This window comes from Indolivaga capnocytophagoides, assembly GCF_036511535.1.
In the GTDB taxonomy this organism is placed as follows: Bacteria; Bacteroidota; Bacteroidia; order Bacteroidales; family Dysgonomonadaceae; genus Dysgonomonas_A; species Dysgonomonas_A capnocytophagoides.
This window is the reverse complement of record NZ_AP028867.1, coordinates 56330-79790: the sequence shown is the minus strand read 5'-3', so window position 1 is coordinate 79790 and position 23461 is coordinate 56330. Positions and strand designations below refer to the sequence as shown.

The 23461-nt window shown below is 36.1% G+C and carries 23 protein-coding genes and 1 tRNA gene; 12 read left to right on the top strand and 12 right to left on the bottom strand.

Annotated features, from left to right (window positions below; translation table 11 throughout):
- The first annotated feature begins 4 nt into the window (after nt 1-4).
- Nucleotides 5-400, top strand: coding sequence for a hypothetical protein (locus AABJ51_RS00410; RefSeq protein WP_338373921.1), 396 nt, complete (start codon nt 5-7; stop codon nt 398-400).
- 9 nt (nt 401-409) lie between these two features.
- Nucleotides 410-1666 carry a DNA methyltransferase gene (locus AABJ51_RS00405; protein ID WP_338373920.1) on the top strand — a complete coding sequence of 419 codons (1257 nt, stop codon included), beginning with the start codon at nt 410-412 and terminating at the stop codon, nt 1664-1666.
- Nucleotides 1667-1825: 159 nt separating this feature from the next.
- Here the strand turns inward: AABJ51_RS00405 and AABJ51_RS00400 are convergent, their stop codons facing one another.
- From AABJ51_RS00400 to AABJ51_RS00390, 3 genes are read right to left on the bottom strand one after another with little or no spacing between them, the layout of a single operon-like run.
- A complete protein-coding gene (locus tag AABJ51_RS00400; protein ID WP_338373919.1) occupies nt 1826-2761 on the bottom strand; it encodes a HipA domain-containing protein in 936 nt (311 codons plus the stop codon).
- The gene (locus AABJ51_RS00395; protein ID WP_338373918.1) at nt 2751-3086 is read right to left on the bottom strand and encodes a HipA N-terminal domain-containing protein; all 336 of its coding nucleotides are present in this window, start codon (nt 3084-3086) and stop codon (nt 2751-2753) included. The genes AABJ51_RS00400 and AABJ51_RS00395 overlap by 11 nt, the downstream gene beginning before the upstream one ends.
- A complete protein-coding gene (locus AABJ51_RS00390) occupies nt 3083-3304 on the bottom strand; it encodes a helix-turn-helix transcriptional regulator (protein WP_338373917.1) in 222 nt (73 codons plus the stop codon). The genes AABJ51_RS00395 and AABJ51_RS00390 overlap by 4 nt, the downstream gene beginning before the upstream one ends.
- 741 nt (nt 3305-4045) lie before the next feature.
- On the opposite strand from AABJ51_RS00390, the gene AABJ51_RS00385 reads away from it, so the two are divergent.
- Nucleotides 4046-4657, top strand: coding sequence for a hypothetical protein (locus tag AABJ51_RS00385; protein WP_321577229.1), 612 nt, complete (start codon nt 4046-4048; stop codon nt 4655-4657).
- A 57-nt stretch (nt 4658-4714) separates the two neighbouring features.
- Here the strand turns inward: AABJ51_RS00385 and AABJ51_RS00380 are convergent, their stop codons facing one another.
- The 3 genes from AABJ51_RS00380 to AABJ51_RS00370 all read right to left on the bottom strand — a co-directional run bounded on the left by AABJ51_RS00380 (nt 4715) and on the right by AABJ51_RS00370 (nt 7864).
- Nucleotides 4715-5149 carry an acyl-CoA thioesterase gene (locus AABJ51_RS00380; protein WP_338373916.1) on the bottom strand — a complete coding sequence of 145 codons (435 nt, stop codon included), beginning with the start codon at nt 5147-5149 and terminating at the stop codon, nt 4715-4717.
- 179 nt (nt 5150-5328) lie between these two features.
- Complete coding sequence (gene bamG / locus AABJ51_RS00375) at nt 5329-6498, bottom strand: BamG family beta-barrel-assembly machinery protein (RefSeq protein WP_338373915.1); 1170 nt, start codon at nt 6496-6498, stop codon at nt 5329-5331.
- Nucleotides 6499-6523: 25 nt separating this feature from the next.
- Complete coding sequence (locus tag AABJ51_RS00370) at nt 6524-7864, bottom strand: DUF4270 family protein (protein WP_166786296.1); 1341 nt, start codon at nt 7862-7864, stop codon at nt 6524-6526.
- Between the two features lie 364 nt (nt 7865-8228).
- On the opposite strand from AABJ51_RS00370, the gene AABJ51_RS00365 reads away from it, so the two are divergent.
- The 3 genes from AABJ51_RS00365 to AABJ51_RS00355 are packed head-to-tail and all read left to right on the top strand — an operon-like array spanning nt 8229 to nt 9836.
- Complete coding sequence (locus AABJ51_RS00365; RefSeq protein ID WP_084158527.1) at nt 8229-9221, top strand: Kelch repeat-containing protein; 993 nt, start codon at nt 8229-8231, stop codon at nt 9219-9221.
- Entirely contained in the window at nt 9205-9483 is a 279-nt protein-coding gene (locus AABJ51_RS00360; protein ID WP_338373914.1) for a hypothetical protein, read from the top strand. Before AABJ51_RS00365 ends, AABJ51_RS00360 begins: the two co-directional genes overlap by 17 nt.
- Entirely contained in the window at nt 9483-9836 is a 354-nt protein-coding gene (locus tag AABJ51_RS00355; protein ID WP_134435944.1) for a DUF4907 domain-containing protein, read from the top strand. The genes AABJ51_RS00360 and AABJ51_RS00355 overlap by 1 nt, the downstream gene beginning before the upstream one ends.
- A 207-nt stretch (nt 9837-10043) precedes the next feature.
- On the opposite strand, the gene AABJ51_RS00350 is transcribed toward AABJ51_RS00355, so the two are convergent.
- The 4 genes from AABJ51_RS00350 to AABJ51_RS00335 all read right to left on the bottom strand — a co-directional run bounded on the left by AABJ51_RS00350 (nt 10044) and on the right by AABJ51_RS00335 (nt 13719).
- Nucleotides 10044-10796, bottom strand: coding sequence for a LytR/AlgR family response regulator transcription factor (locus tag AABJ51_RS00350; RefSeq protein WP_026626209.1), 753 nt, complete (start codon nt 10794-10796; stop codon nt 10044-10046).
- A gap of 54 nt (nt 10797-10850) precedes the next feature.
- Nucleotides 10851-12083 (bottom strand): sensor histidine kinase, encoded by a 1233-nt coding sequence (locus AABJ51_RS00345; RefSeq protein ID WP_338373913.1) that lies wholly within the window; start codon nt 12081-12083, stop codon nt 10851-10853.
- A gap of 444 nt (nt 12084-12527) precedes the next feature.
- On the bottom strand, nt 12528-13073 hold the full coding sequence (locus AABJ51_RS00340; RefSeq protein WP_338373912.1) for a terminase small subunit-like protein: 546 nt from the start codon (nt 13071-13073) through the stop codon (nt 12528-12530).
- 487 nt (nt 13074-13560) lie between these two features.
- The gene (locus AABJ51_RS00335) at nt 13561-13719 is read right to left on the bottom strand and encodes a hypothetical protein (protein ID WP_166786295.1); all 159 of its coding nucleotides are present in this window, start codon (nt 13717-13719) and stop codon (nt 13561-13563) included.
- A gap of 153 nt (nt 13720-13872) precedes the next feature.
- Here AABJ51_RS00335 and AABJ51_RS00330 point away from each other — a divergent pair, with 153 nt between their 5' ends.
- Entirely contained in the window at nt 13873-14397 is a 525-nt protein-coding gene (locus AABJ51_RS00330) for a GNAT family N-acetyltransferase (RefSeq protein WP_338373911.1), read from the top strand.
- Nucleotides 14398-14452: 55 nt separating this feature from the next.
- Here the strand turns inward: AABJ51_RS00330 and AABJ51_RS00325 are convergent.
- Nucleotides 14453-14536 (bottom strand) — tRNA-Leu (locus AABJ51_RS00325).
- 708 nt (nt 14537-15244) lie between these two features.
- On the opposite strand from AABJ51_RS00325, the gene AABJ51_RS00320 reads away from it, so the two are divergent.
- The 5 genes from AABJ51_RS00320 (at nt 15245) to AABJ51_RS00300 (ending at nt 22420) form a co-directional block, all read left to right on the top strand.
- Nucleotides 15245-16363 (top strand): DUF3575 domain-containing protein, encoded by a 1119-nt coding sequence (locus AABJ51_RS00320; RefSeq protein ID WP_338373910.1) that lies wholly within the window; start codon nt 15245-15247, stop codon nt 16361-16363.
- A gap of 48 nt (nt 16364-16411) precedes the next feature.
- Nucleotides 16412-17599, top strand: a complete 1188-nt coding sequence (locus AABJ51_RS00315) for a FimB/Mfa2 family fimbrial subunit (RefSeq protein ID WP_338373909.1) — start codon at nt 16412-16414, stop codon at nt 17597-17599.
- 93 nt (nt 17600-17692) lie between these two features.
- Complete coding sequence (locus AABJ51_RS00310) at nt 17693-18568, top strand: FimB/Mfa2 family fimbrial subunit (protein WP_338373908.1); 876 nt, start codon at nt 17693-17695, stop codon at nt 18566-18568.
- Nucleotides 18569-18605: 37 nt separating this feature from the next.
- Nucleotides 18606-19901: a fimbrial protein gene (locus AABJ51_RS00305; protein ID WP_338373907.1), complete on the top strand. Its 1296-nt coding sequence runs from the start codon at nt 18606-18608 to the stop codon at nt 19899-19901.
- Nucleotides 19902-19915: 14 nt separating this feature from the next.
- Nucleotides 19916-22420 (top strand): hypothetical protein, encoded by a 2505-nt coding sequence (locus AABJ51_RS00300; protein WP_338373906.1) that lies wholly within the window; start codon nt 19916-19918, stop codon nt 22418-22420.
- A 46-nt stretch (nt 22421-22466) separates the two neighbouring features.
- Here AABJ51_RS00300 and AABJ51_RS00295 read toward each other — a convergent pair whose 3' ends face one another.
- Nucleotides 22467-23360: a DMT family transporter gene (locus AABJ51_RS00295; protein ID WP_338373905.1), complete on the bottom strand. Its 894-nt coding sequence runs from the start codon at nt 23358-23360 to the stop codon at nt 22467-22469.
- Nucleotides 23361-23461: the final 101 nt, after the last annotated feature.

The window sequence follows — 23461 nt, the reverse complement described above, 5'->3', positions numbered from 1 at the left end:
AATCATGGATAAGAAAGAAAAAAAGTTTCCTAATTTCATTGAAGATTTAAAGTTTAGTAATATTGAATCTAATATCAATAGTTTAAATGTTTGGTCAGAACAAATAGTATTACTATTAGATCAAATAAATGTAGAAGATTCTATGCTAAAGACTAACTTATCTAAATGTAAAGATATCATTGAAGAAGCTAAAAAAGTAGTAGAACCCAATCGTTTAATAGATTTATATTTAAAATTTGGAGATATTTTTAGCTTAATTCTTCCCGATTTAAAAAGGAAAATGGGAGACTTTGAATGTCTAAAAAAAATTGCCATAAACTATTTAGATATTGCAAAACAAACAAAAGATAAGAATATAAGAGATACTGCGTTTGCAATAGCAGATGAACTTAGTGAATAATCACGATTTATGATAAATGAAAAAATATTAGTAGAAAGCAATAGTTCTGGAAAAAATATATCAAATGCAATAGATTATAATCTTATGCCTCGCTTTAGGTGGTATGGTTACAAAGAAGGTTTTTCTCCTTCTTTAGTTGAAGAAGCTATAAGTAAGGTTGGAATAGATAAAGATGATTATATTTTAGATCCTTTTAATGGCAACGGAACTGTAACATTGACCGCATCAATGAATAGTATCAGATCAATTGGAATTGAGGTTAATCCGTTTGTTGCATTTATGTCTCAAGCTAAATTAGAGAATTTTAACAGTGCCAAATTTTCAAAAGGAATTGATCGAATATTGACTCTTGCCAATGAAGGTAAAAGGTCGCCAATATCTAGATACTCAACATTCTCTGAAAAAACAGGTAAAGATAAATGGCTTTTTAATAGTAATATACTAAACTCATTTGAAGGAGGATGGCAAGCATTAGCAGGTTTGCCAAGAGCTCAAAAAAAAATATTACAGTTATCATTAATAGGTGCTGCCATGGATAATTGCAATGCGGTTAAAGATGGTAAATGCTTAAAATATAGAAAAAATTGGAGAGAGAGAGAATTTGGAAGCGATAGTTTTTTAAAATCATTAGAGGATCGGCTTAGAAGAAATAAAGAAGATCTAAATGAATTGATAATTCCAACAAAAGCCTTTATTATCAATAATGATTCTAGAAAAGCTATAAAATCGATCTCTGATAAATACAAACTGTGTGTTACTTCTCCTCCTTATTTAAACTCTTTTGACTACACAGATATTTATAGACCAGAATTATTTTTAGGCAAATTTATAAAGACAAGTCAAGAATTAAAAAACTTAAGATATCAAACAATACGCTCTCATGTTGAAATTATTTTGCCTAAACCTACAATAAATACATTTGGGGAGATATACCATTCTGTCCATAAACGGATAAGTAACTCTGATTGTATTTGGAGTAAACAAATTCCAACAATGATCCAAAGCTATTTTGAAGATATGCAAAATGTCTTAATCGATTTACTTTCGAAAGCAAAAGAAAATGCACAATTATGGCTAGTGGTTGCAAATTCGGTATATGTCGGTATAGAAATCCCTGTAGACCTAATTTTAGCAGAGATAGGAACGAGAAATGGATGGAAATTAAACCGTATTGAAGTATTGAGATATATCAATCGACGGAAAACTAAGTATAGCGGTAATATTGATAAGATAAGAGAAAGTCTTATCGTATTTGAAAATAAATAGTTTTATATATCCAACCATATCATCAGATTTAGAAGTAACACAAAAAGCCTTTCAGCTAATTTTTTTTTGAAAAGAGAAGATGCCAACTTTCAAAATTCATTTCAATAAACTTACTAACGTGAATACCTTTATTATATCAATGCAACTATCCATATATTCCTATATTCTATCTCTAATAAGCTTCTTATAATCCTCCTTCATCTCTTTACTCAAAAACGACCTGTCAATAAACTCGAACCATAGAGGTATTACCTTTTCAAATTTTGAAATGATATTTTCTCCTACTTTTTTGTCCAAACCCGATTTGGCAAAAGCAGTTTCAAAATCCGAACGTTTTAGCTTTCTCTTTTTACCATTAAGAGTGAGGGCTAATTCTTCTGTATCTTCAGGCATTACAAGCTTTGTCGAAAGCATATCATAGGCTGGAGTCAAAGAGTAAATACCTTTTAGGGTACTGTACAGTGAAAAATTCTTCAAGTGCATATCAGAGTTACCAGTTAGCCAACAAAAGTATACTTGTTCCCAAAAGTTTACCAAATCCAACATTGACACATTTGAATATTTTGAAATTAACTTAGCTATTTGTTCATAAGAGCCTTTATATTTATACTCTGTCAATCGTTCTGCAAGTTGGCACATATCTTCCATTGGAAATTTATTTCCCTGCTCATCTCGATCTATACGACAAGTGATATAGCAAAGTTCTCCATCTGCAAAACGAATTAGTGAATGTGGTACAGTCTTAATCTTGGCTATTTCGGCAAGATGCATCGTCAGATCTTCCAATTCGGGCAAATTCGGATATATATCCGTTTGAGGTTTTAGAATGTACCTACCCCATAAACCTACAATCGTAAAGCGTTTAGGACCACTTTTCTTTTCGGACGATTCAATATCTAAAGACAGTTTTGGCTGTACTCCTGTTATTGTCGTTTGACTGCGCACAACCTGTTCTGCCAATACTGAAATATTCTCTTTCATATAAGGTAGTTCGGGAACGGTTGTAGTTCCGAATATCTTTTTAGCACAAGCAGGATGAAAATCCGTTTGCCCTTCTTTCAAATCCTGATAACAATACAAACATCTATTCTTCATCTCTTCCAACATTTACAGGTGCAACACTAACAGCTCCGATACAATCTTTACAGCAAGCCAACAACAAAGACATTCTATCTCGTTGATTTATTTTCCAACTGCGTTCTGCAATATCCAAGAGCCAACCCTCAGGTATTAACCCATCAAAGAAAGGAAACAATACTTTGTCATGGTATGGCTTACTATTCAGAGGCATCGTCAAGCTAATTGCTTCCGAATCTGAGTTATTGAGATAGTCCAAATCGTACTGATAGGTAAAGCCATTTTCATCTTCGGTTAGCATTCCTGCTAACTTATCATACATAAATATTTTAGCCTGTTTCATAATTCTAATTTACTTCTATTCATTCGAGCAGGAACAAGTTCTGCTCCAAATAGATTTAACACCTGATTGACTTTATCCATACGCAAAGTTTGTTTGCCTTGTTCTAGTTCTCGAACAAAACGGAGTCCAACTCCAGCTTTTTCAGAGAGGTCTATTTGAGTTAAGTCATATTGCTTTCGCATTTGCTTAACGTATGCCGATAATGATAAATTTTCCATAATTATACCCTTTGGGTGCTAATTTAATAAATAAATATATAAATACACCTTTTAGGGTATAAAATGTGTTTTAAAATTATTATTATACCCTATAGGGGGGTGATTATAGATAAATTGGGATGAAAAATAGTGTATTCTTAAAGTAAAATATTTACTTTTACAACACCTCCACAAGAAGTTGTGAAGTAAGCAGAAAAATAGTGAAATACAATCGTAGCCTGACTCAAGGACTGCTTTTTAGACATCATGCAAACTGGCTTGTATAGCCGGGTTGAAGATATACGACCCGTCCCAGCGGGATCACTAAACATAGAAATCCAATTATAAATCAATAGTTTATAATTGGATTTTTTATATCATCATTTTATTTTTCTTTAAAAAAATCTACGTTAAAGACAGTCGTATTAGTATAGCAAATTTTAATTTCTAGTCTTATTTTTCTATCGCCTTTATATTCCCTATATTTGGACTAAAATATTTCAATATGAAAAAAACTATCTTAATGCTATCATGGGTAAAGAGTATATTCTAGAATCAATGTCTCAGGAAGAAGACGGTACACTTGAAATCATTAAGTACTATTCAGAATTAGATATTTCATATTGGTAGGCTAATCCTTTTTAACAGATATTATCCACCTCATATACCAGAACAGAAGGTGATAATTAAGCATGAAAACGAATAGAACTAAACATCTTAATCTTAAAACAGACTTAGTTTAATTGATCATTTTAGAGCCCTATGAAAAAAATAAATGATATTTCATCTAAAATATTTTTCACATCCGATCAGCATTTCGGTCACGAAGGAATTATAAAGTTTGCAAACCGACCCCATAATGATGTAGAGAAAATGGATGAAGATATCATAAATAGATGGAATAATACAGTACCTTCAGATGGTCTGACTTTTGTTTTGGGCGACATCGGTTTTTGCAGTAAAAATCAAATTATCGATATATATTCTCAATTAAACGGAAGAAAAATACTAATAAGAGGAAATCACGACAGTAATTATCCTGACAGTGTATTATCCTCTATCTTCGATGAAATATACGATCTTCTGTATATAAGAATACAAGATGACGAAACTATGAAGTACATGTATATAGTCTTATGTCATTATCCGATGTTTGATTGGCAAGGATCTTTCAAAGGGGCATGGCAATTATTCGGACATATACATACCCGAGAGTTAACTGAATTTGAAACACTTAAAACAAAGTTGTTTGCTTCTCAATATGACGTGGGTGTTGATAATAATAATTTTGAACCTGTTCCTTTTAAATCATTAAAGGAGATCATGATTCGTCAATCAAACATTTCCTCGTTTAAAAAGACTAATTATTATTAACTAAACATTCTTCGCAGGCATATACTGAGTCAGAACATTGGGTAGATTAAATACTTACTATTTTTTCTTCACCAAATCCTTACCTTCATATTGGCAGATGGCTTTTATCCACTCATCGGGTAACGGTTTTGACTTGTGCAATGTAAGATCATAAGTAACCATTACCGAACGACAGAAACATTTTACTTCCTGCGTATCGATATCTATCACCCGCTGAGCTAGTTCAAAACTTTTCGTTCCGATGCTCGTAATAGCTGTTTGTACAGCAATATGATCCGTACCGAAAATCTGAGACATAAAATTAACATTGATCTGAACAACTACAATAGCCTCTTTTTCCCAATCGACATCAGGACATACAGTTTCGACATAGTTCGTTTTTCCTAAATCATAGAATGTAAAATAAACGGCATTATTTATATGTCCGAACCGATCGAGATCATTCGTCCTCAGTTGAAGAGGAATTGTATGTTTAAATGATATATCATCCATTTTGGCTTATTGTTTTTCGCAAAGTTATAATATCTCCCGCACTTAAGGTCTCCGACAGGTACATTAATTTACCAAAATGAGTATATATATGCAATAAATCCGGAGAGAGGTAAAAGAGTATGCACTACTCCCTATCCTCTTTCCGGACTTATCATTTATTTATTCTCAGTTCCACTTATTTATCTGAATTTAGTTCGTTTAAACCAAGTCTCAAACATCGAGAAACCAACAGTTACACCAACATAAGACTCACGGATATACCCCTTAGGTGCGGATAATGAGTTTCCGTATTCGAGGCTCATATTTAATAGTCCGGCTCCTTTCAGCGGCCAGCTGTATCCCGCCGAAACGGTATAATTGTATACATCGTTTTCTCTGACTTGTAGATACGATTTAGCTAATGAAACTCCAAACTGATATTGACTTTGAGAGCGGTAATGATGTATATCCTTGTCGGGAGTATAACTCATCCCTGCTTTAATCCTATGATAATCGGTAATCTTAATACTACTTGCTCCCGAAGCCAAACCTTTTAGCTTCTGATACTCATAATCCATAGCTAAAACGATATTCTTTTTCGACCATGACAGTCCGGCACTAAAGGTTTCAGGGATAAACTGGGAAGAAGACCTGCTATCTTCGGAGTCCAGCTCGGTATTACTGCTGTTATATATCACAGTCGAATTTTCCATCGTAAGCTTTTGCTTGTACCCATAGGTAAGACCTGCAACCCAGGGACCATTGTGAAACTGGAGTCCGAATGTATTATAAAGCTGCGACGTACGCGACGATTTCTCGAAGAGATAATCCGTTTGATTTTCGGTTTGCTTTATATTTCCGGATATATACATCGAGTTGATACCCAGTGACAGATATTTATTTAACAGAAAAGCATTAGACCAATATATACTGTACAGACCGCCATCGCCTTCGATATAAACAGATTTAGTTTCAGTAGATCCTTCAATATCTACGTCTGACTCAATCTGGTATCCGACATTAGAGAAAGGTTTTGTTCCGAAAGCCATCGCCCAACGGTGTGATACTTTAAAACCGAAAGCCAGACGGCGGAAATTTGCATTGAATGTATTCTCTCTTTTTGATCCTGATGCAAAATAAGACTGCTTGGCCGTAGCACTTATATCAAAAACAAACTTAAGACTGTCTAAAGCTGTCAATCCCGAAGGATTTGTTGTATTCAGCAAGTCATAGTCCCTCATACCGGCTCCTACTCCTCCCATGCCGGCGGTGCGTCCGTAATCACGGGTTTCGAGCTCTCCCAGCCCCAACATCGAATAAGGAGAATATGATGTTTGCGAATATAAGTTATACACCGAAAATAAGATCATGCATATATACGATATGCTGCGTTTGTTATAGATCATCATTCACTACAAAATATATAAGTAATTTAATCTGTCTGTCTGTATTCTTCGAATCTCCGATTACCAGACTTTTAAATGTCCCTGAAGCATCGTCATCCGAAAGGTCGAGTTGCAGCATCGTTTTATTTACGCCTATTGCACCCAGTTCATTTGTTATATAGGATGATATATCAAACGCATAGTAAGTTCCATTTTCATAAATAGTATTCTGAGTAAGCGACCCCGACTGTACGGCTGTTTTATCGCTGTCGACATATATATCCAGTGCTTTTCCGTTTTCATCCAGATAATTCAAGACCAAACTCTTGGGCAAAGGAATAAATGTGCTATACGAATTTTTGGCAGGATATATATATAAATAGGCACTTGCGATATTAACGAATTTACCGATTTGGAGTAAGTTGTTGATATGAGGAAAATTCATTTTTATATACAGGCTGTTTATACCTTGTATATATGCTTTGTTATCAGTCTCGGTAGATACAATCGAACGATTTTTATATGTTAAAGGCGCAAGTTTTGTAGCTGATCGGTCGTTGTTGACATGCGAAAAAGCAGTTGTGGTTACCGGTGCTATATCCAGCGTTTTCTCAGTAGGCCCAACTCCGTAAGTATGATAATACAAACGAATGACAGGAGAAGAAGTGCTTACTGCAAAACCGCTGACAGTTGCATCATCCGTTTTTCCGGGAGATATCTTAAACCCTTTGAAGTATTGCTGAAATTTGGTAGTGGAATCCAGCGTATCAGACTGTGCCTTCATCATCCGTATAAGTTCTTCTCCGAAAGCATCGGGGAGACGCATCTCAAAGATCGAATCATTCTCCCAATTGCTGTTCGGACGATAAAAAGTATGAGAAGCGAAGGCTGTTTCTTCAGCACTGAACGATGATGTAGTGTACAACTTGCTGTTGTTTTCATCAAGTTCGAGTTTTTCTTTCAGCTTATAAAGATTAATTGTCTGAACTTTTGTAGTATCTCCATAGTGAACATTATCATAACTCATCCGAAGTGTGATAGAATCGAGTTTAACCTTGAGTGTTGCCTGAGACCCAAATTCAGAAGAACTATAAGAAGGGGTCTCAAAAGACACATATCCATCCGACTCGATAATACCGAAATCCGAAGATTCGTAACGCCCTACAAAAATTTTACCCAGCCCCGAAGTTGTAGTCGAGTCATCAAGCTGTGTATACAATTGTACCGTACACGTATCTATCAGTATATTCCGCGCATCGGATGAAACCAGATTGTCGCCAATGTTAAAACCATCGCTTACGCATGAGGTCAGTAGACCCGTAAACGTCAATAGGTAAAAGAAGTATTTCATCGAGTCCGTTTTTAGTTTAAAGAGGAACAATCGCACGCCTAAAGTCACAATTGACCGTTGCAAAGAAATAAATAGGCACTCCATTATGAAAATTGAATATATAAGCAGCCCAATTCTATCTATCGAATACCGATAATACTCCATAAACGGGCAGAATTATTATTACACCGCCAAAATATCAGGTTACAGACATAAATGTCCCGTTCATAGATTTTAGAACCCTGCTAACAGATATTTTTTTTACAAGCAAATCTGTCTATATACATTTGTGAGCCTGCATAGAAGCCATAAATCTCGGTTATCGGTTGCAGTGACCTGAAAGGGACTAACAAGGATTGTATACTATAAATAAATTACTGAAATTATGAATAGAAGATTTATTCTGTTTTTATTATTATCATCGATCTTATTGACATCATGTTCGAGTGATGATGATGATCTTGTCGGCAACTGGATCAAGCGTTCCGATTTTGGGGGTGTGGCACGTAGTGATGCCTCCTTATTCGTCATTGGAGGTAAGGTCTATGTGTTTGGCGGATATACTGGAAAAAAAAGATTAAAAGATATTTGGGAATACGATATAACAGGTGATTCGTGGACGCAAAAAGCAGACCTGCCAGGAACCGAACGCAGTTCGGCTGTAGGCTTTGCGATATCCGATAAAGGATACATAGGTACAGGATACGATGGCGAAAATTACCTGAAAGATTTCTGGGAATTCAATCCTACATCAAATCTTTGGACTCAGAAAGCCGACTTTGCCGGCTCGGCCAGATACGGAGCAGTCGCTTTTACGCTCAATAATATAGGTTATGTAGGAACCGGATATGATGATAATTACCTGATGGACTTTTACAAATACAATCCATCATCCGATTCATGGACTGCAGGAACAAGTATAAAAGGTTCGAAACGTGCATTTGCTACTACCTTCATATATGATAGCAAAGCATACGTAGTGTGCGGTATCAACAATGGGAGCTATGTAACCGACTTCTGGATGTTCGACCCTTCGACCGAAACTTGGTCTGAGAAAGCTCAAATAGCCGATAAAACCGACGAAAGTTTCGACGACGACTATAATATCAAAAGGATGAATGCAGTTGCATTAAACATCAATGATAAGATATACCTATCAACAGGCGAATCAGGTTCTCTGCGTTCTGATACTTGGGAATACAACCCTATAACAGATCGATGGTATGAAAAAACCGCATTCGAAGGAACCAGCCGTTCGGGAGCCGTAGGTTTTTCTTATAACAACCGTGGGTACATCCTTACAGGACGTAGCTCAACATATTACTTCGATGATATGTTCGAGTTTATGCCTGAAGAAGAATATGATGAGTACGATTAATCAAAGACAGATGCCAAGGCTTGTATATATTATAATTTCGGTAGTGAACATTGTACTGTTTACAGCTTGCAACGATAATTCCGACACAGTTATTCCGGTTGATAAAACCGGGAAACTTGTTGGTAATTGGGTTAAATGCTATAACTTCGAAGGAACCAGCCATTCGGATGATGTCGTTTTTTCGTACAATAACCGTGGATTTATCCTTACTGACCGTACCGGATCTTATTATTTTGACGACATGTATGAATTAAAAGCCTAATGATGAATATAATGAGCTCGATTAATCAAAAACGTTTACTTTGGGCTATAATATCGCTTATTATAGTGATAGCCTGTATCTTTGTATTTAACAATACAAAAAGTGCATCTTCAAATTCTGTAAGTGTCGAAACATATAAAGTTAAACAAGGATGGGGGTATCTTATACGCAAAGGACAAAAAAAGATCATAGATCAACCGTACATGCCCTGTATAGCCGGTAATCTTCCTTTTCCTGATGAAGTATCAGCTAAGAATACAGGAGAACTTGTAGCATCAAAAGTATCAAAAGATGAACTGCCAACTATCACTCACGATGAGTTGGTAAAGATTATAGGAAACCGGATAAAGTAAGCTCCACAACCCTATTCATAGTTATTCGCTTAAATAAAAGCCCCTCCTAAAATTAGGTTCTACTTTTAGGAGGGGCTTTTATCATCAAATCATTAATTAACCTTCTTAATCAACCCCTTCAACAGTTCTGCCTATAGCGAATTCTTCCACATCCTGAGCGATCTTATCTTCAGACTTAAGTATTTGATCGCTTTACAGACAAAAATCCTACTTAAGAATATTATTCGATATCAGAGTATTGAAGAAGTTATCATAATACGAGTTACTGATCGGAAGTGAAGCTCTTTCTCCGATCAGAACTTTCTTATGCTCTATTGCCTTGATCTTGCTCAACGACACAATATAAGACCGATGTATACGCTTAAAACGATTCGATGGCAGTTTCTCCTCAAGGCTTTTCAAACTGCTCAATGATAGTATCGGACGCTGCGAATCTTCGGTATATATTTTTATATAATCGGATAAGCTTTCGATATAAAGAATCTTATCGTAATTTATTTTCAACAGCTTATTATTTGATTTGACGAAGATATAGCTTTCCGAGGCTTCTTCGGTCTGAAAATGTTGTTCCACCGGATTTTCATGCGAGGCATTTTGTATCCGTACCTGATCTTGAAGCTTCTGTGCCGTTTTCAGAAATCGAGAAAACGATACAGGCTTCAGCAGATAGTCAATTACATCCAGATTGAAACCCTCTATCGCATACTGATCATGCGCAGACACCATTACAAACAGAGGCTTACGAGATATCCGTAAACTTTCGACAAACTGTAAACCATTGATATCAGGCATTTCTATATCGCAAAAGATTACATCGGGAGCCTGAGCGGGCACTTCGGTCAATGCCTTGATGGCATCAGTATATGCTCCTGCGAAATTGAGATAAGGAACCTTTTCGATATATGTTTTCAGCACTTCGAGAGCATGAGGCTCATCGTCTATTAGAACACAATTAATCATCTCTTGTATATTTTTAATTTTCCGTTTTCTTCTGCTTTGTTAATCTTAGAGAATCTATGAAATACCGTCTTTGACTGTCTGATCATATCCTACATTAATGTCCAGATCGACTCTGTATTCGTATCCATCATTCATTATATTCAATCTATAATTGTCGGGATAAATCAGATCCAGCTTTTTTGTTGTATTACCGATTCCTATACTTTGCCTGCCCGCTCCCACCTGTTTCTGGGTCTTATATATCTTATTCGTAATATCAAAATGAATTATGCCTGCTTTGGCAGACAGGTTGATTATAATATCAGAGATATAGTGAGTACTTACACCATACTGAAAAGCATTTTCGACAAAAGTCATGATCAATAACGGGGCAATTGTATATTTTTCGATATCACCACTTACGTTAAACTCTACTTTCAAATTTTCGGAAAAGCGCAATTTCTGTAAATCAATATAATCACTCAGATAAACTATTTCTTCCGAAAGCGGAACTGTATCCTGCTCGGCCTTATTCAGAACATACCTCACCAATTGTGAGAAAACCAGAATGGCATCCGTAGCTTTATCCGATTTATTGAGCGACAGTGCATATATCGTATTCAATGTATTAAAAAAGAAGTGCGGATTTATCTGCGCCTTGAGGAAAGACAGTTCAGCTTTGAGTTTTTCGGCTTCTATCTCCTTATTTCTCTGATTGATTGAAAACCACTCTAGACTAATTCGATAACCGATACTCAGAAGAAAGAACATCAGAAACTGAAAAAAAGGCAGGGTGATAAGCCTGAATTCGAAAGGCATATTACTTCCGTTGCGGTTCGGAACAATATGTATTCGGGATTGACTGTTGTCCGGCTCGAGATCAGCTCTCGGCATGTCCTTCATTTCATGGGGAGGCATTCGCTCTTTGAATGTCTCATTATAATCGGCAAAAGTACCCTCTCTGTCGAATGGCTTTCTATGTGAAAACTTATGCTCGAAATTAGATCTCGTTTCATTCCATACAACACGTTGTATTACCATAAAAGACACAAATCCGATAAATATACACACCCCATACAAAAGATACTTCCGTTTCGAAACCAATCTGGGTATTAACACATAAACATTCAAATAAAAAAATAACAACAGATAAATATAAGCAAACACAAAAGGCAGCATATTTATCAGATTGAATGATTCTCCCGGTCGCATGGGCATCAGCGGTACTATGATCAAAAAAATTACCCAAGCAACAGTATGGGTCGCTATAGTAAGCAAACGTCTCTTCATCAATTTATATTTACTCATCAGACATTATTCATATGATGATAAAATTAACTCTCAGAATTGGTCTATTCAATAAAAATCGACATACTATGCGTTTTTATCGGCGAATAAGTACATTTACAGCACATATCTACAAAATCATACAATTATAGATTCGCAATAAAACTAATTAAACAGTTAATTTCATAGATAAAATTGAACTAATTTTTCGGACTATTGTTTACATTATATTAAAACCATAGTGATTAGTGTTTGTAAAAAATGTTGTTTTAAGTTGAAAAGTCTGTGATGTGAAATCACGGGCTTTTTTTATTATCACCCCTCTGCTTCGGTCTATATAAAATAGAATCCTCGCTGTTGAACAAACTATTTAAGACCTATTAAAACACTATTATTAAACTATTTATCAATCCGAAAAACACTAAAAATTCGAAAAGGTTACAAAAGTGACAATAAAATCAGTTATCAGACTTCATTTTCGCAGGCCTGCTGTTCCGCCGCTTTTTGTTCTGCTGATTCCCGCAGCCACTTTTGATACTTTCTCTCTCTTTCCTCTTCCCATAATTGGTCTTCCAGCTCTTGCTGTAAAATACGTTCTTCTTCCTTCAGTTGCAAAAGAATTTTTTTCTCTTTATTGTTGATGTCGCTTTCTTTGGATATCGCCATTTTGAGGGTCTTTTCATTCGGAGAGTATTCTTTCATCGTTACGGTTTTTCCGGTCAGATACAATTCGCCATACTCATCCACTGCATATTTATAGCGGGTTGTAGTAACTGTACGTCCCTGCTCTATTCTCTGCTTGAGTATCTGACGTGCTTTCTGAGACAGACGTTCATCTCTCTCCAGACGGGCATTCTCAACCATCTCTTCAAAATCGGGATATTTAATCATCCACTGATAAAATGTTTTTCGGCTGATATTGTGTATTGAGCAGATTTCTCCCAGTGTATACTCATCCTGTTCTATTGCTTCAGCTATTTTCTTTCCTAGTTTTTCTGTGTACTTTGCCATAATTGAATGTGTTTTTATACATAGATAAAAAATGAGAAAACACACCGGATTATGGTTCAACTTCAAGAGTCTGTTTAAATTTTATAAGAATAGGAATAACCTCCGATCATATCACAATACATTCATTCTGTTTTATTTTTTTAACATTGAATAACAAGTTGAAATTGAACTATTCTTTTTATTCTGCGTTTAAACTATACAAATCCATAGTGATTAGTGTTAATTCAAAAAGAAAGTGTTGTTTTTAAAGAAAAAAGCCTGTGATGTGAGATCACGGGCTTTCTTGCTCTTTGGGGTCTAGGACCTTCTTCAACATCCTAAATACAATAGCAGCATTAAGCTATCGCTTTAGATCACGACATTAACACTCTCTGCTGCTGGAGTAAGAATTGAAACTAAAAATATATAAAATGTCTATAGGTAGCGTCTCTATTAACTGTATTTTACGACCTGCCGCAATCTTTACGAATTGGAGCAGGTCTTTGGTTTAACCTCGATCCTGAGTATTCTCATCAGGATTTATTCTGTTCAATGCCGCCTTCACAGCCTTTGGATTTGCTTTCTTCACCTTCTTTACAGGTGTTGCAATACGAGCGTCTTCATAACCAGTGAATCCGTGGTATTCATTTTTATCCAAATTCTTCATTTCTAATAGATTTAGAATAATATACCTTTCTAACAAAGTAGACGCATCATATGTTCGGTACAGATAAAAGAAAAGTGTTTTTTGTTCTGAAAAGGAATCAGGCAAATATTCCGGAGTCTTTCATTTCTTACTACCTTTACGAAAAAAAGGATAATGACACACACAAGTATAAACATAAAAGAAATAGGTGTAGGGGACAAAGTCGAACTACAAAAGATAAGCAGCCAGACTTTTGTCGAAACATTTTCAGAAAGCAATACAAAGGAAGATATGGATAGATATCTTCAGGAAAATCTGAATTTAGAAGTACTTGAGGCAGAAATCAGAAATGAATCATCGTTTTTTTATTTTGCCATCGCCAACAACGACATTATAGGCTATCTGAAACTGAATTCGGGTAGTGCACAGACTGAATTAAATGATATCCAAGCCATTGAAATAGAAAGAATATACATTCTGAAAGATTATCATGGGCAGAAAATAGGCCAGTTACTTTATGAAAAAGCAATAGAGGTCGCTCACAAGATCAATGCAAAGTATATCTGGTTAGGTGTTTGGGAGAAAAATTTCAAAGCCATAAGATTTTATAAAAAAAACGGTTTCATTGAATTCGACAAACACATCTTCAAACTTGGGAACGACGAACAAACCGATATAATGATGAAACTAATATTGTAAGTTGTGAGACTTATAATAAACAAAAAAGGATTTCAAGAAATTGAAATCCTTTTTGTGCGCACGACGAGATTTGAACTCACACACCCGAACGGGCACTACCTTCTGAGAGTAGCGTGTCTACCAATTCCACCACGCGCGCATGCTCTTTTATTTGGCGCTACAAAAATACGATATATTTTAAATATGATCAATCAAAATCCGAACAAAAAACGAAGGATGGTTTAAATTTTAATAAAACCGGCTGTTATAGGCTTATAATAATAGTTGCCTAAGATATTTTACCATCTTTAACTACTAATTCAGGTTTTAATAAAATCTGACATCTCAACATCTGCTCAAATTCTAAATTATTTATAACCAAAATATCATTTTTATTTTATTTAAGCCCCATTTTTAAGTTAAAAACAATATTAAAAAAATATGTTAACGCATAAATTTCGAAAACGAACTATTTTTTAAGAAAAAAGCACTATATTTTTAGTAATCACATCCTAAAAAAAACAGCATCACACAATACAACAAGCTGATTATTTACATTTTCACTTTTCATTTGAGAGAAACAGCAATCCTAGCACCGCTTTGTGTTAAAATGATACAAAGCACCTTTTCTATAACATATTTTAACGATACAAAGCAAGATTATATTAATCTGTTATACTATATTTGCCCATTGAACAACAAGTTCTTATAATAGAACAAACCAAAAAACAACAAAAAACTCTTTTTTTTCTATTTACAACACAATTAAATAAAGAGAGTTATTTTTTTTGATATGAACAACAAAAACAAAAGAACCATTCTGATTATTATTGTTTTAATAATCCTGGCACTGTTAACATTTACCCAAATGTGTAATGGATGCTCTGCCAGCGATAATACGAAAGATAAAAATCAGATATCAGTCGAAAAAATAATCAGTTTAATTAAAGACAAACACAATTATACTATCATAGGGCTTCCCGATCTGGATATGTCGAAACAAGTCCAAATCACTAATCAAGACAATATAGATGAGCTACTCTTATCCATATTGGACCATAACACTTACACATACCAAATAAGCAAAAAAAACGGGCTGAATATTATATCTATCACAAATACAGAAGATTCAGAAAAAAATCTGTTTAAAAATATTATAATAGACGAATTAGACAGAAATTTAACGACTTCAAATTCCAGCTCTAAAAATTTTGGATCAGGACGAGCTAGCCATGCAGCTGCAAACCAAAGATATAATATAGTCTCGGATTCAGATCCACCGGTACCTTCTTTCGGAAACAAAGAAGACTCTGAATCTGATATCGACACGCCTCCATATAAAAATGACATCATTACTCCTGAAAATACATTTCAACAGAAAGATACAATAATCCACACACCGGATACATATACTGAATCCAAACCTTCGAAAGAGGATATACAACAACACTCTATATATTCTGATGAGATTGATTACAGCGTAAAGGCAAAGCCTGCGAAATGGTCCATCAAAACAAACCTGCTTTATGATGCTACACTAAGTGTCAATCTAGGAGTGGAATACCTGATATCAGACAAATACTCTATCGACGTTCCTATCAACTGGAACTCATGGACATTTTCTAACAACAAAAGATTTAAACATGTACTCATTCAACCCGAATTTCGTTATTGGAAAGATCGTTCGTTATCAGGCCACTTCTTTGGATTGCATTTACACTGGGCTTTTTATAATGTAGGTAAAACCAGCTATCCGCTTCGTATAAAAGACAGATATCAAGGATGGCTTGCAGGTGCAGGGCTTTCGTACGGCTATCGGTGGAATCTGAATAACAAGTTTGACATTGAAGCTGAAATTGGCGGCGGATATGCTTATCTCCACCATTCTAAATACGCACATGAAGTTTGCGGCCCATTTATAAAACGAGATAATAAGCATTATTGGGGCATTACGAAAACAGCAATTAACATTATATACAAATTTTAGAATATACGATTTAAACTATTCTATAACAACACTCTAAAAACGAGAAAAATGAAAACAATCAAAAAATTCAGCTATTTATTTACGGTAGCTTTAGCTACTGTTATCGGATTCGCAAGTTGTTCGAGCGACGATGACAATGGAACTGATGTTAATCCGACAGGAAAAACTAAGGAAGTAAGCCTTAGCATATCTATCGGAAGTAATACACAATTGAGAGCAGACGGACCATCAGCTGTAGGGCTTACACCTGATGTGGCTGATCTAACTCTTTATTTCTACGATGGTACCGGAAATATACTAAGCACACAGCAATTCCCTATCTCTGGATCTTTGCCGGCAGGAACAACAATGGAAACTTTCACTGTACCTGCAGCTGCCACTAAAATTTATGCCATAGGTAATACCGGAGCTATCTCTGGATCTATCACTTTTGCTTCTCCTCTGGCAAACATTACAGACCTAAAATCGAGCTTTATCCACATCGATAAACAAACTCATCCCCAAAATGCTGTTAATGTAAAAGGAGAAGCTACTATCACAGCCGGAACGCCATCTAGCGCAAGCATAGAATTAAGAGCCGTTGTTGCCAGAATAGAAGTGAAAGAAATCAAATCTGCACTGGAAACCAATGTTGTAGCAACACCTCTGACATCATTCAAGGTAACAAATATATTTATCAATAATACATATATGAAGTTCCCTTTAAACGAAACTCTTCCTTCATCAGGATTGGTTGCTGCCGATATTCTAAATTTTGATAAATCGGTATGGGGATCACCATTCCCTGCAATATACAGTGCAGCAGGAGCCATCTACCGTGACGATAACTCCGCAGCGACAGCAGGCACAAGCCATACTCCCTCTGGAGCAGTTTGGGGATACTTTGTTCCCGCAACTACAGGTGCAGCTAACGGAACAACATTCCCTGATCCTACGGACGATGGCAGTGGTGCCGTTAAGCAAGAAAATGTTCCTCATATCATACTTGAGATAACTGATGCAACAGCCACAGGAATGGTCATACCAGCCAAACAATATGTAACAGTTAAAGGTTTGAAGAAAGCTTCAGACGGATCATCTGTCGCAAATCTGGCAGGAGGTTATTATTATATAATCAACTCCTTGAATATTGGAGCTGAACACCTGACTACTGCTCCTGAAGATCCTAAAGTTGAATTAGAAGTAACCGTAGAGGTTAAACCTTGGGAAGAAGTAGAGGTATTACCCGAAATTTAAGTAAAAAAATAAATTAAAGCCTAATATTTTTAATAACCGGAACGGACTGTAAGTCTGTTCCGGTTGTATAAAAAGAACAGAAACGAACAAAGGATGAATTTACCGAAAACTATATCACTGCTATTTACAGTATGCATGTTTGCAGCATGCATAAGGGAAGATATGTCTAAATGTGGAGAATGCGAAGGTATTATCCTCAATTTCGAATATCCGAATTTCCCTAACAAAATAAATAAAGTGAATATCGGTATTTTCGACAAAGACGGAAATCTGGTAGAATCGCGCCTGATAAATAAAGAATACCTGACTGAATTTCAGGGAGTCAAACTAGGGCTCGAATCAGGGAATTACACAGCTATATGCTGGGGAAATGCATTTGACAATACTCAAATAAAAGGTTTGGGTGTTGACTCTAAAATAACAAATATGGAAGTATCGCATCCTAACAGCGGTTCTTCGAAAATAATACAAACAAGCGATTCGCTTTTTTACGGCAAGCTTGCGTTTACCATACCATCCGACCGTAAATACACAGGTACTGTAAAGTTTAAACCGGCTTTTATCCATTTTAAAGTTGCAGTAAAAGGTCTTGATACTAAGAAGAATATGGTAGCAATCTATATTACTAATCTCAAGACGTATTATAATTCTGAAATGCAAACATACGGAGCAGTAAGCAGTTACATTCCGTCAATGACAGCGGCAGCCGACAAAACGTGGGCAACCTGCAGTGATGTTTTCAGATTTGACTATGACAATCCGATTACGGTTGATTTGTTAAATCCGACCGATAATAATAATATACTTGCTAGTGTCGACATTAAAACTTTCGTAAAGAATAACAACATATCCTTAGATAAGGATCGTGAGGTAACGATTCCCATCCTGTTTAATTATACATCAGGAGATATATCTATCTCTCCCGAAATAGGAGTCTGGGACGAAAGCACAGTTATCCCCGAATGGTAACAATACAGCAGGCACTACCCTCTTAAAAAAAACGATTATGTACAAAGTAATATTACACATACTATTGGCAGTCGTTGCGGCATTTATGTTTCAGTCGTGCAGTAATGATACAGATCTCGATACTAGACAGGGAAATAATAAGCAGAAAGTAACAATAAGCCTTGTCCAATCCACACAAGATCTGACAGGTGCTTCTCTGAGATCAATGTCCGTTACCCAAGAAAATGAAATAAATGAAATAGACATTCTGGCCTTTCGAAAAACAGGAGGCATCTATAAATTGGCATACTCTGTCAAAGGGATTGATATACAGCAACAAAACCCTCAGTATGAATTCTCAACATTCACAGCTTGGCTCGAAACCGGCGAACAAAAATTCGTATTTATAGCAAATGCATCTTCCTATATTCATAATTTAGGAATACAGATAGGGGACAAATTCGATGATATTATTTCAAATCTGACAGTAGATTCGAATTCAGAATGGCTTAATCTTTATATCCCCATGTATGGAGAGATAGATACGGAAATAACAAATACTTCCACTACATTAAGTAACATATACCTTATACGGATGCTGGCTCGCTTTGACATAAGCCTTCAGAGTACTGTAACCAATTTCGATTTCAAAGAAGCTTACATATTCAACAGAAAGCAATCGGGGCGCATAGCATATGATCTGCCTAATTGGGATAATATTTCCGGAAAAGTAATTACTGCAACAATGCCTTTGTCTGTTTTAACCGAAAAATTACCAAACTATAAATATGAAGCTACAGCGAATAAAATCAAACAAAGTATTTATACCTTCGAGTCCAAAGGGGTAAATATCCGATCAAATGCTACAGCAATAGTAGTAGGAGGAATATTCGATACAGACAGCGATGTATCTTATTACAGAATAGACATTCCTCCGACTTTACCGAACTTTGTTTCCGGTGATATCTTAAGAAATCATTTATATAATATTACAATAGCTAAAGTTTCTAAAAAAGGAGCAGTAACTCCGGAGGAGGCTTTTGACGGGAATTATTCTCTCGAAGCTGAAGTTGAGGATTGGGTTAATGCCGAAAACAATATCGTATTAGATCCTCAATATTATTTATATGTAGACAGCTCTCATATACTGTTATCGGAGATTGGAACCGGGTTTAAAATCACAGCCTCAACCGATCATCCCGAAGGCATAACAGTACAATCTCAGACGGCCGGAGTAACAGTCAGCGGAGGAAGCAACGGTGATCAATATCGTATTTTGACAGTCAAATCAAACACAAGCGGATCATTCACCCTCAAAGCCGGAAACCTGAGCTTAGTAGTACGTATCTTTTAACAGACTTTTTCTATATGAATAAATATACCTTATTATACGTCATTATCAGTATGCTTCTTATACATACGTCTTGTCAACATGACGATTATGACAATAAGGGAGGGAATACTGGGAAAATCAGAGAATTTTCGTTTGTTGTAACCCTTCCCAAATTCGCCGTGCCGGAAAAAGTATCCTTACGTTCGATGGGACAAAAAGAAAATGAAATAAGCCGAATAGATGTATTGCTTTTCAAAATCGATGCATCAGGAAACGAAACTCTGATATACAAAAACGAAGCGACAAATATAAGCCAGACATCTAATTCGATAAAATTCAAATCGATACTTCTGGAAGATCTTAATGTTAACATTGTCCTAATTGCAAATATCAGCAATTCAATCGGAACAACCTTAAACGGATTTACAATCGGAACACCCAAAACAACCATTCTGGAAGCGTTAGAGGTCAGTAATACAGGAAAATGGGATTCTGACGAAAATTCCGTTTACACCCCCATCCCCATGTATGGTGAAACCGGAAGTATTGACATAACATCATCGACAGGCACAATTGATGAAATAATATTGAGAAGGATGCTTGCCAAAATTGATATCTCGGTTCAAACATCGGCTTTCACCCTCAAGAACGTATATCTTTGTAACTATAATACACTAGGTTATATTTCTCCTGCATGGAATGCAACTACAGGAGTAATATCAATGAATACATCTTCTATCCCTAATACACCTGATAATCCGAATCCGCAAACAGGTAAAGATCATGCCCTAAAGTATTCAGTTTCGGGAGCATCGAACAGTTTGAATTCTGAAATTTACACATTCGAAGCTCAAGAATCTACTGACAATAACGAATCAATACGAAAGGCATCACCCTGTCTTGTTGTCGAAGGAGAATATGATAATAAAAATTATTTCTACCGGGTAGATTTCACTTATGATTCCGGAGCCAATAAAAGCAATTATATGCCTCTTTTGCGTAATCATATATATGACGTTAGAATAATTCGAGCAGAAGGCATTGGGTACAATACCCTCGAAGAAGCCTTAAATTCATATACTGTCGTATCGAATCTCAAAACCCGGATCATAAATTATGATATGGTAGAGATGAAAGATCTTAATTATAACGGGCAGTATATTCTGGCTCTAAGTGATGACGGGCTTCTAGCGAGGGAATATGAAAGTACATACGAGTTTAGTTTTGATACAGATTATCCTGAAGGTGCTGAAATCATAGGTATAAGCAATAATGAAAATACAGCTGACTTTTCTTGCTCATGGCTTACTGTCAGTGAGTTAAACACATACAAAAACTACCACCAAATGACCCTGAAGGTTGAAGCACTGCCGGCTACAGGGGAAGATGCCAGAGTTGGATATATCAATATAAAAGCGGGGAGACTACAAGCCAGTTTCGAAGTTATACAATGCAGAAATAACATAAGAAACTCTTCTAACTGTTATATGGTAAAACCCGGCACTTCTTCTATATTCATTCCTGTCTCCAGAGCAGAAGAAGGAATTCCGGGAAGTCTAAGCAGGAGGAATAATTTTAAAGAAAAATTTATTTGGACAGACAATTCAAACGGCCTCAGTACATCCGGAGCAGTATCTGAAATAAAAGTGTACGGCAAGGGGCGTAAAGCTTTATTATCAGTCAAACCTGGAATAAAAGAAGGCAATGCTGTTATTGCAGTTAAAGATCAAAACCAAGGATTAATAAAATGGAGCTGGCATATATGGGTTACTAATTATATTCCATCAACAACAGATCAATTCATGGATCGCAATCTTGGAGCATTGAGTAATTTTTTAGATAATCAATGGTGGTTGTCCAGAGGGCTCTTCTACCAATGGGGACGTAAGGATCCATTCCCTAACACATACGAAAAAGAAACTAAACCAAAGCCCGATGAACCATCCATAGATATTATATTTTCTAAGGTATATACATATGATGAGCACGGGCAAAAGATCAAGGATATACCTTTTTCGTCGTTCGATGATGCACTCACCTCGGTACAGAATCCTCTCCTTTTTTCTGACGGAGTATCTAAAGAATGGTGGGGAAGCGGCAATCCCAAATGGGCATCATGGGGTGAAGACGGCGACAAGTCGGTATTCGACCCTTCACCTGAGGGATGGAGAGTTGTAAAAGACCTTAACAGCTTTGTCAAAAGCCAATTCACGTCAAATGTGTATGCGTGGAATAATACTTCGATATCAACTGTATACGGATCCCCGACCTACTATGGCGGATATTTTACCAGCACTACTAATGCAGGATTATTTTATCCCGGTGCAGGCGGCTTATTCTATGGCAAAAACTCTCATGATATAGTAAATAACGATGTGGCCGTAATTGGATATTATTGGACTGCCAAGTCTAATAAAGGAGAATCGGATAGCTCAGAAGCAAAGTCATATGTTTTTAAAATAACTGAAACTACAGTAAAAGACACTCCTGAGAAATCATTACGTAATCGGGGATTCTCTATCCGGTGTGTTAGAGAATAATCAATAAACAAAGAAACAGCAGCTTCTCAAGCTGCTGTTTCTTTGTTTATTGATGTATACTTTTCAGATGCAATTTCTTTTTGAAATTAAATTCAGAAATAAACATCGCCGACAGAATACAAATACCTCCTATTACGGTATAAATGGTTATAGTTTCGTTGATTAAAAAATAAGCTGCAATCACGGCAAATACAGGTTCGCAAAGGTAAGTCAGTGCAATCTTTTCCTCCTCTATAAATTTCTGTGAAATATTTTGTATTCCATACATGTAGGCAGTAGCCAAAACTCCGGTAAATAAAACTGCTTTCCAGACGCCTCCATCAGCAGGAAGCATTAATTGATCAGTACCCAATACACTGACAACCAATACAGCATATGCAACGGCACATGTATAAAGCTGTACGATCACCATTGATATGGTCTCTGCTTTAGCCGTATATTTTCCAACAAGCAAGACATAGAATCCGAAGGCTAAAGCACCTCCGAGCACATATAAATCACCGGTATTGAAACCTCCGTTCTCTGAACTCATCGCTATGATATAAAGACCGACTAAAGCCACACTACAGGCAACCCATGTTTTCGGCTTTACAGATTTCTTGAATATAAACAGTTTAAGTACCGGAATCAACAAAACATCCATCCCTGAGATAAAAGAAGCATTGGCCGAACTTGTATATTGCAATCCGACTGTCTGAAGCAATATGGCCAGAAAAAGAGGTATCCCCACCAGAATACCGTATTTCACAGTCTTCCAATTGATACGTTTGAGGTGATTGTAGAATAGCACAGACAGAACTATTGCCGCTAAACAAAACCGATATAATAGAAATGAATACGGATGAACGACATTCAGACCGTCTTTCACCAATGGGAAAGAGATTCCCCAAAATGCAGTGCCCATGACCAAAAGAGCCAAGTAGATTCTACTTTTCTTCATAACTCAATAATTTAAGTTTTTAAATTAAACTATTAGGGTATGTAAAAAAGAATACATTTACAAAAGGTAGCCTACACCCCCGATTTTCTTCCCTAATGCTA

Excerpts from the sequence above, each read along its gene's own strand:
- AABJ51_RS00410 (WP_338373921.1), top strand. The coding sequence starts at position 5 with ATGGATAAGAAAGAAAAAAAGTTTCCTAATTTCATTGAAGATTTAAAG.
- AABJ51_RS00405 (WP_338373920.1), top strand. The coding sequence starts at position 410 with ATGATAAATGAAAAAATATTAGTAGAAAGCAATAGTTCTGGAAAAAAT.
- AABJ51_RS00400 (WP_338373919.1), bottom strand. The coding sequence starts at position 2,761 with ATGAAGAATAGATGTTTGTATTGTTATCAGGATTTGAAAGAAGGGCAA.
- AABJ51_RS00395 (WP_338373918.1), bottom strand. The coding sequence starts at position 3,086 with ATGAAACAGGCTAAAATATTTATGTATGATAAGTTAGCAGGAATGCTA.
- AABJ51_RS00390 (WP_338373917.1), bottom strand. The coding sequence starts at position 3,304 with ATGGAAAATTTATCATTATCGGCATACGTTAAGCAAATGCGAAAGCAA.
- AABJ51_RS00385 (WP_321577229.1), top strand. The coding sequence starts at position 4,046 with ATGAAAAAAATAAATGATATTTCATCTAAAATATTTTTCACATCCGAT.
- AABJ51_RS00380 (WP_338373916.1), bottom strand. The coding sequence starts at position 5,149 with ATGGATGATATATCATTTAAACATACAATTCCTCTTCAACTGAGGACG.
- bamG (WP_338373915.1), bottom strand. The coding sequence starts at position 6,498 with ATGATCTTATTTTCGGTGTATAACTTATATTCGCAAACATCATATTCT.
- AABJ51_RS00370 (WP_166786296.1), bottom strand. The coding sequence starts at position 7,864 with ATGAAATACTTCTTTTACCTATTGACGTTTACGGGTCTACTGACCTCA.
- AABJ51_RS00365 (WP_084158527.1), top strand. The coding sequence starts at position 8,229 with ATGAATAGAAGATTTATTCTGTTTTTATTATTATCATCGATCTTATTG.
- AABJ51_RS00360 (WP_338373914.1), top strand. The coding sequence starts at position 9,205 with ATGATGAGTACGATTAATCAAAGACAGATGCCAAGGCTTGTATATATT.
- AABJ51_RS00355 (WP_134435944.1), top strand. The coding sequence starts at position 9,483 with ATGATGAATATAATGAGCTCGATTAATCAAAAACGTTTACTTTGGGCT.
- AABJ51_RS00350 (WP_026626209.1), bottom strand. The coding sequence starts at position 10,796 with ATGATTAATTGTGTTCTAATAGACGATGAGCCTCATGCTCTCGAAGTG.
- AABJ51_RS00345 (WP_338373913.1), bottom strand. The coding sequence starts at position 12,083 with ATGAGTAAATATAAATTGATGAAGAGACGTTTGCTTACTATAGCGACC.
- AABJ51_RS00340 (WP_338373912.1), bottom strand. The coding sequence starts at position 13,073 with ATGGCAAAGTACACAGAAAAACTAGGAAAGAAAATAGCTGAAGCAATA.
- AABJ51_RS00335 (WP_166786295.1), bottom strand. The coding sequence starts at position 13,719 with ATGAAGAATTTGGATAAAAATGAATACCACGGATTCACTGGTTATGAA.
- AABJ51_RS00330 (WP_338373911.1), top strand. The coding sequence starts at position 13,873 with ATGACACACACAAGTATAAACATAAAAGAAATAGGTGTAGGGGACAAA.
- AABJ51_RS00320 (WP_338373910.1), top strand. The coding sequence starts at position 15,245 with ATGTGTAATGGATGCTCTGCCAGCGATAATACGAAAGATAAAAATCAG.
- AABJ51_RS00315 (WP_338373909.1), top strand. The coding sequence starts at position 16,412 with ATGAAAACAATCAAAAAATTCAGCTATTTATTTACGGTAGCTTTAGCT.
- AABJ51_RS00310 (WP_338373908.1), top strand. The coding sequence starts at position 17,693 with ATGAATTTACCGAAAACTATATCACTGCTATTTACAGTATGCATGTTT.
- AABJ51_RS00305 (WP_338373907.1), top strand. The coding sequence starts at position 18,606 with ATGTACAAAGTAATATTACACATACTATTGGCAGTCGTTGCGGCATTT.
- AABJ51_RS00300 (WP_338373906.1), top strand. The coding sequence starts at position 19,916 with ATGAATAAATATACCTTATTATACGTCATTATCAGTATGCTTCTTATA.
- AABJ51_RS00295 (WP_338373905.1), bottom strand. The coding sequence starts at position 23,360 with ATGAAGAAAAGTAGAATCTACTTGGCTCTTTTGGTCATGGGCACTGCA.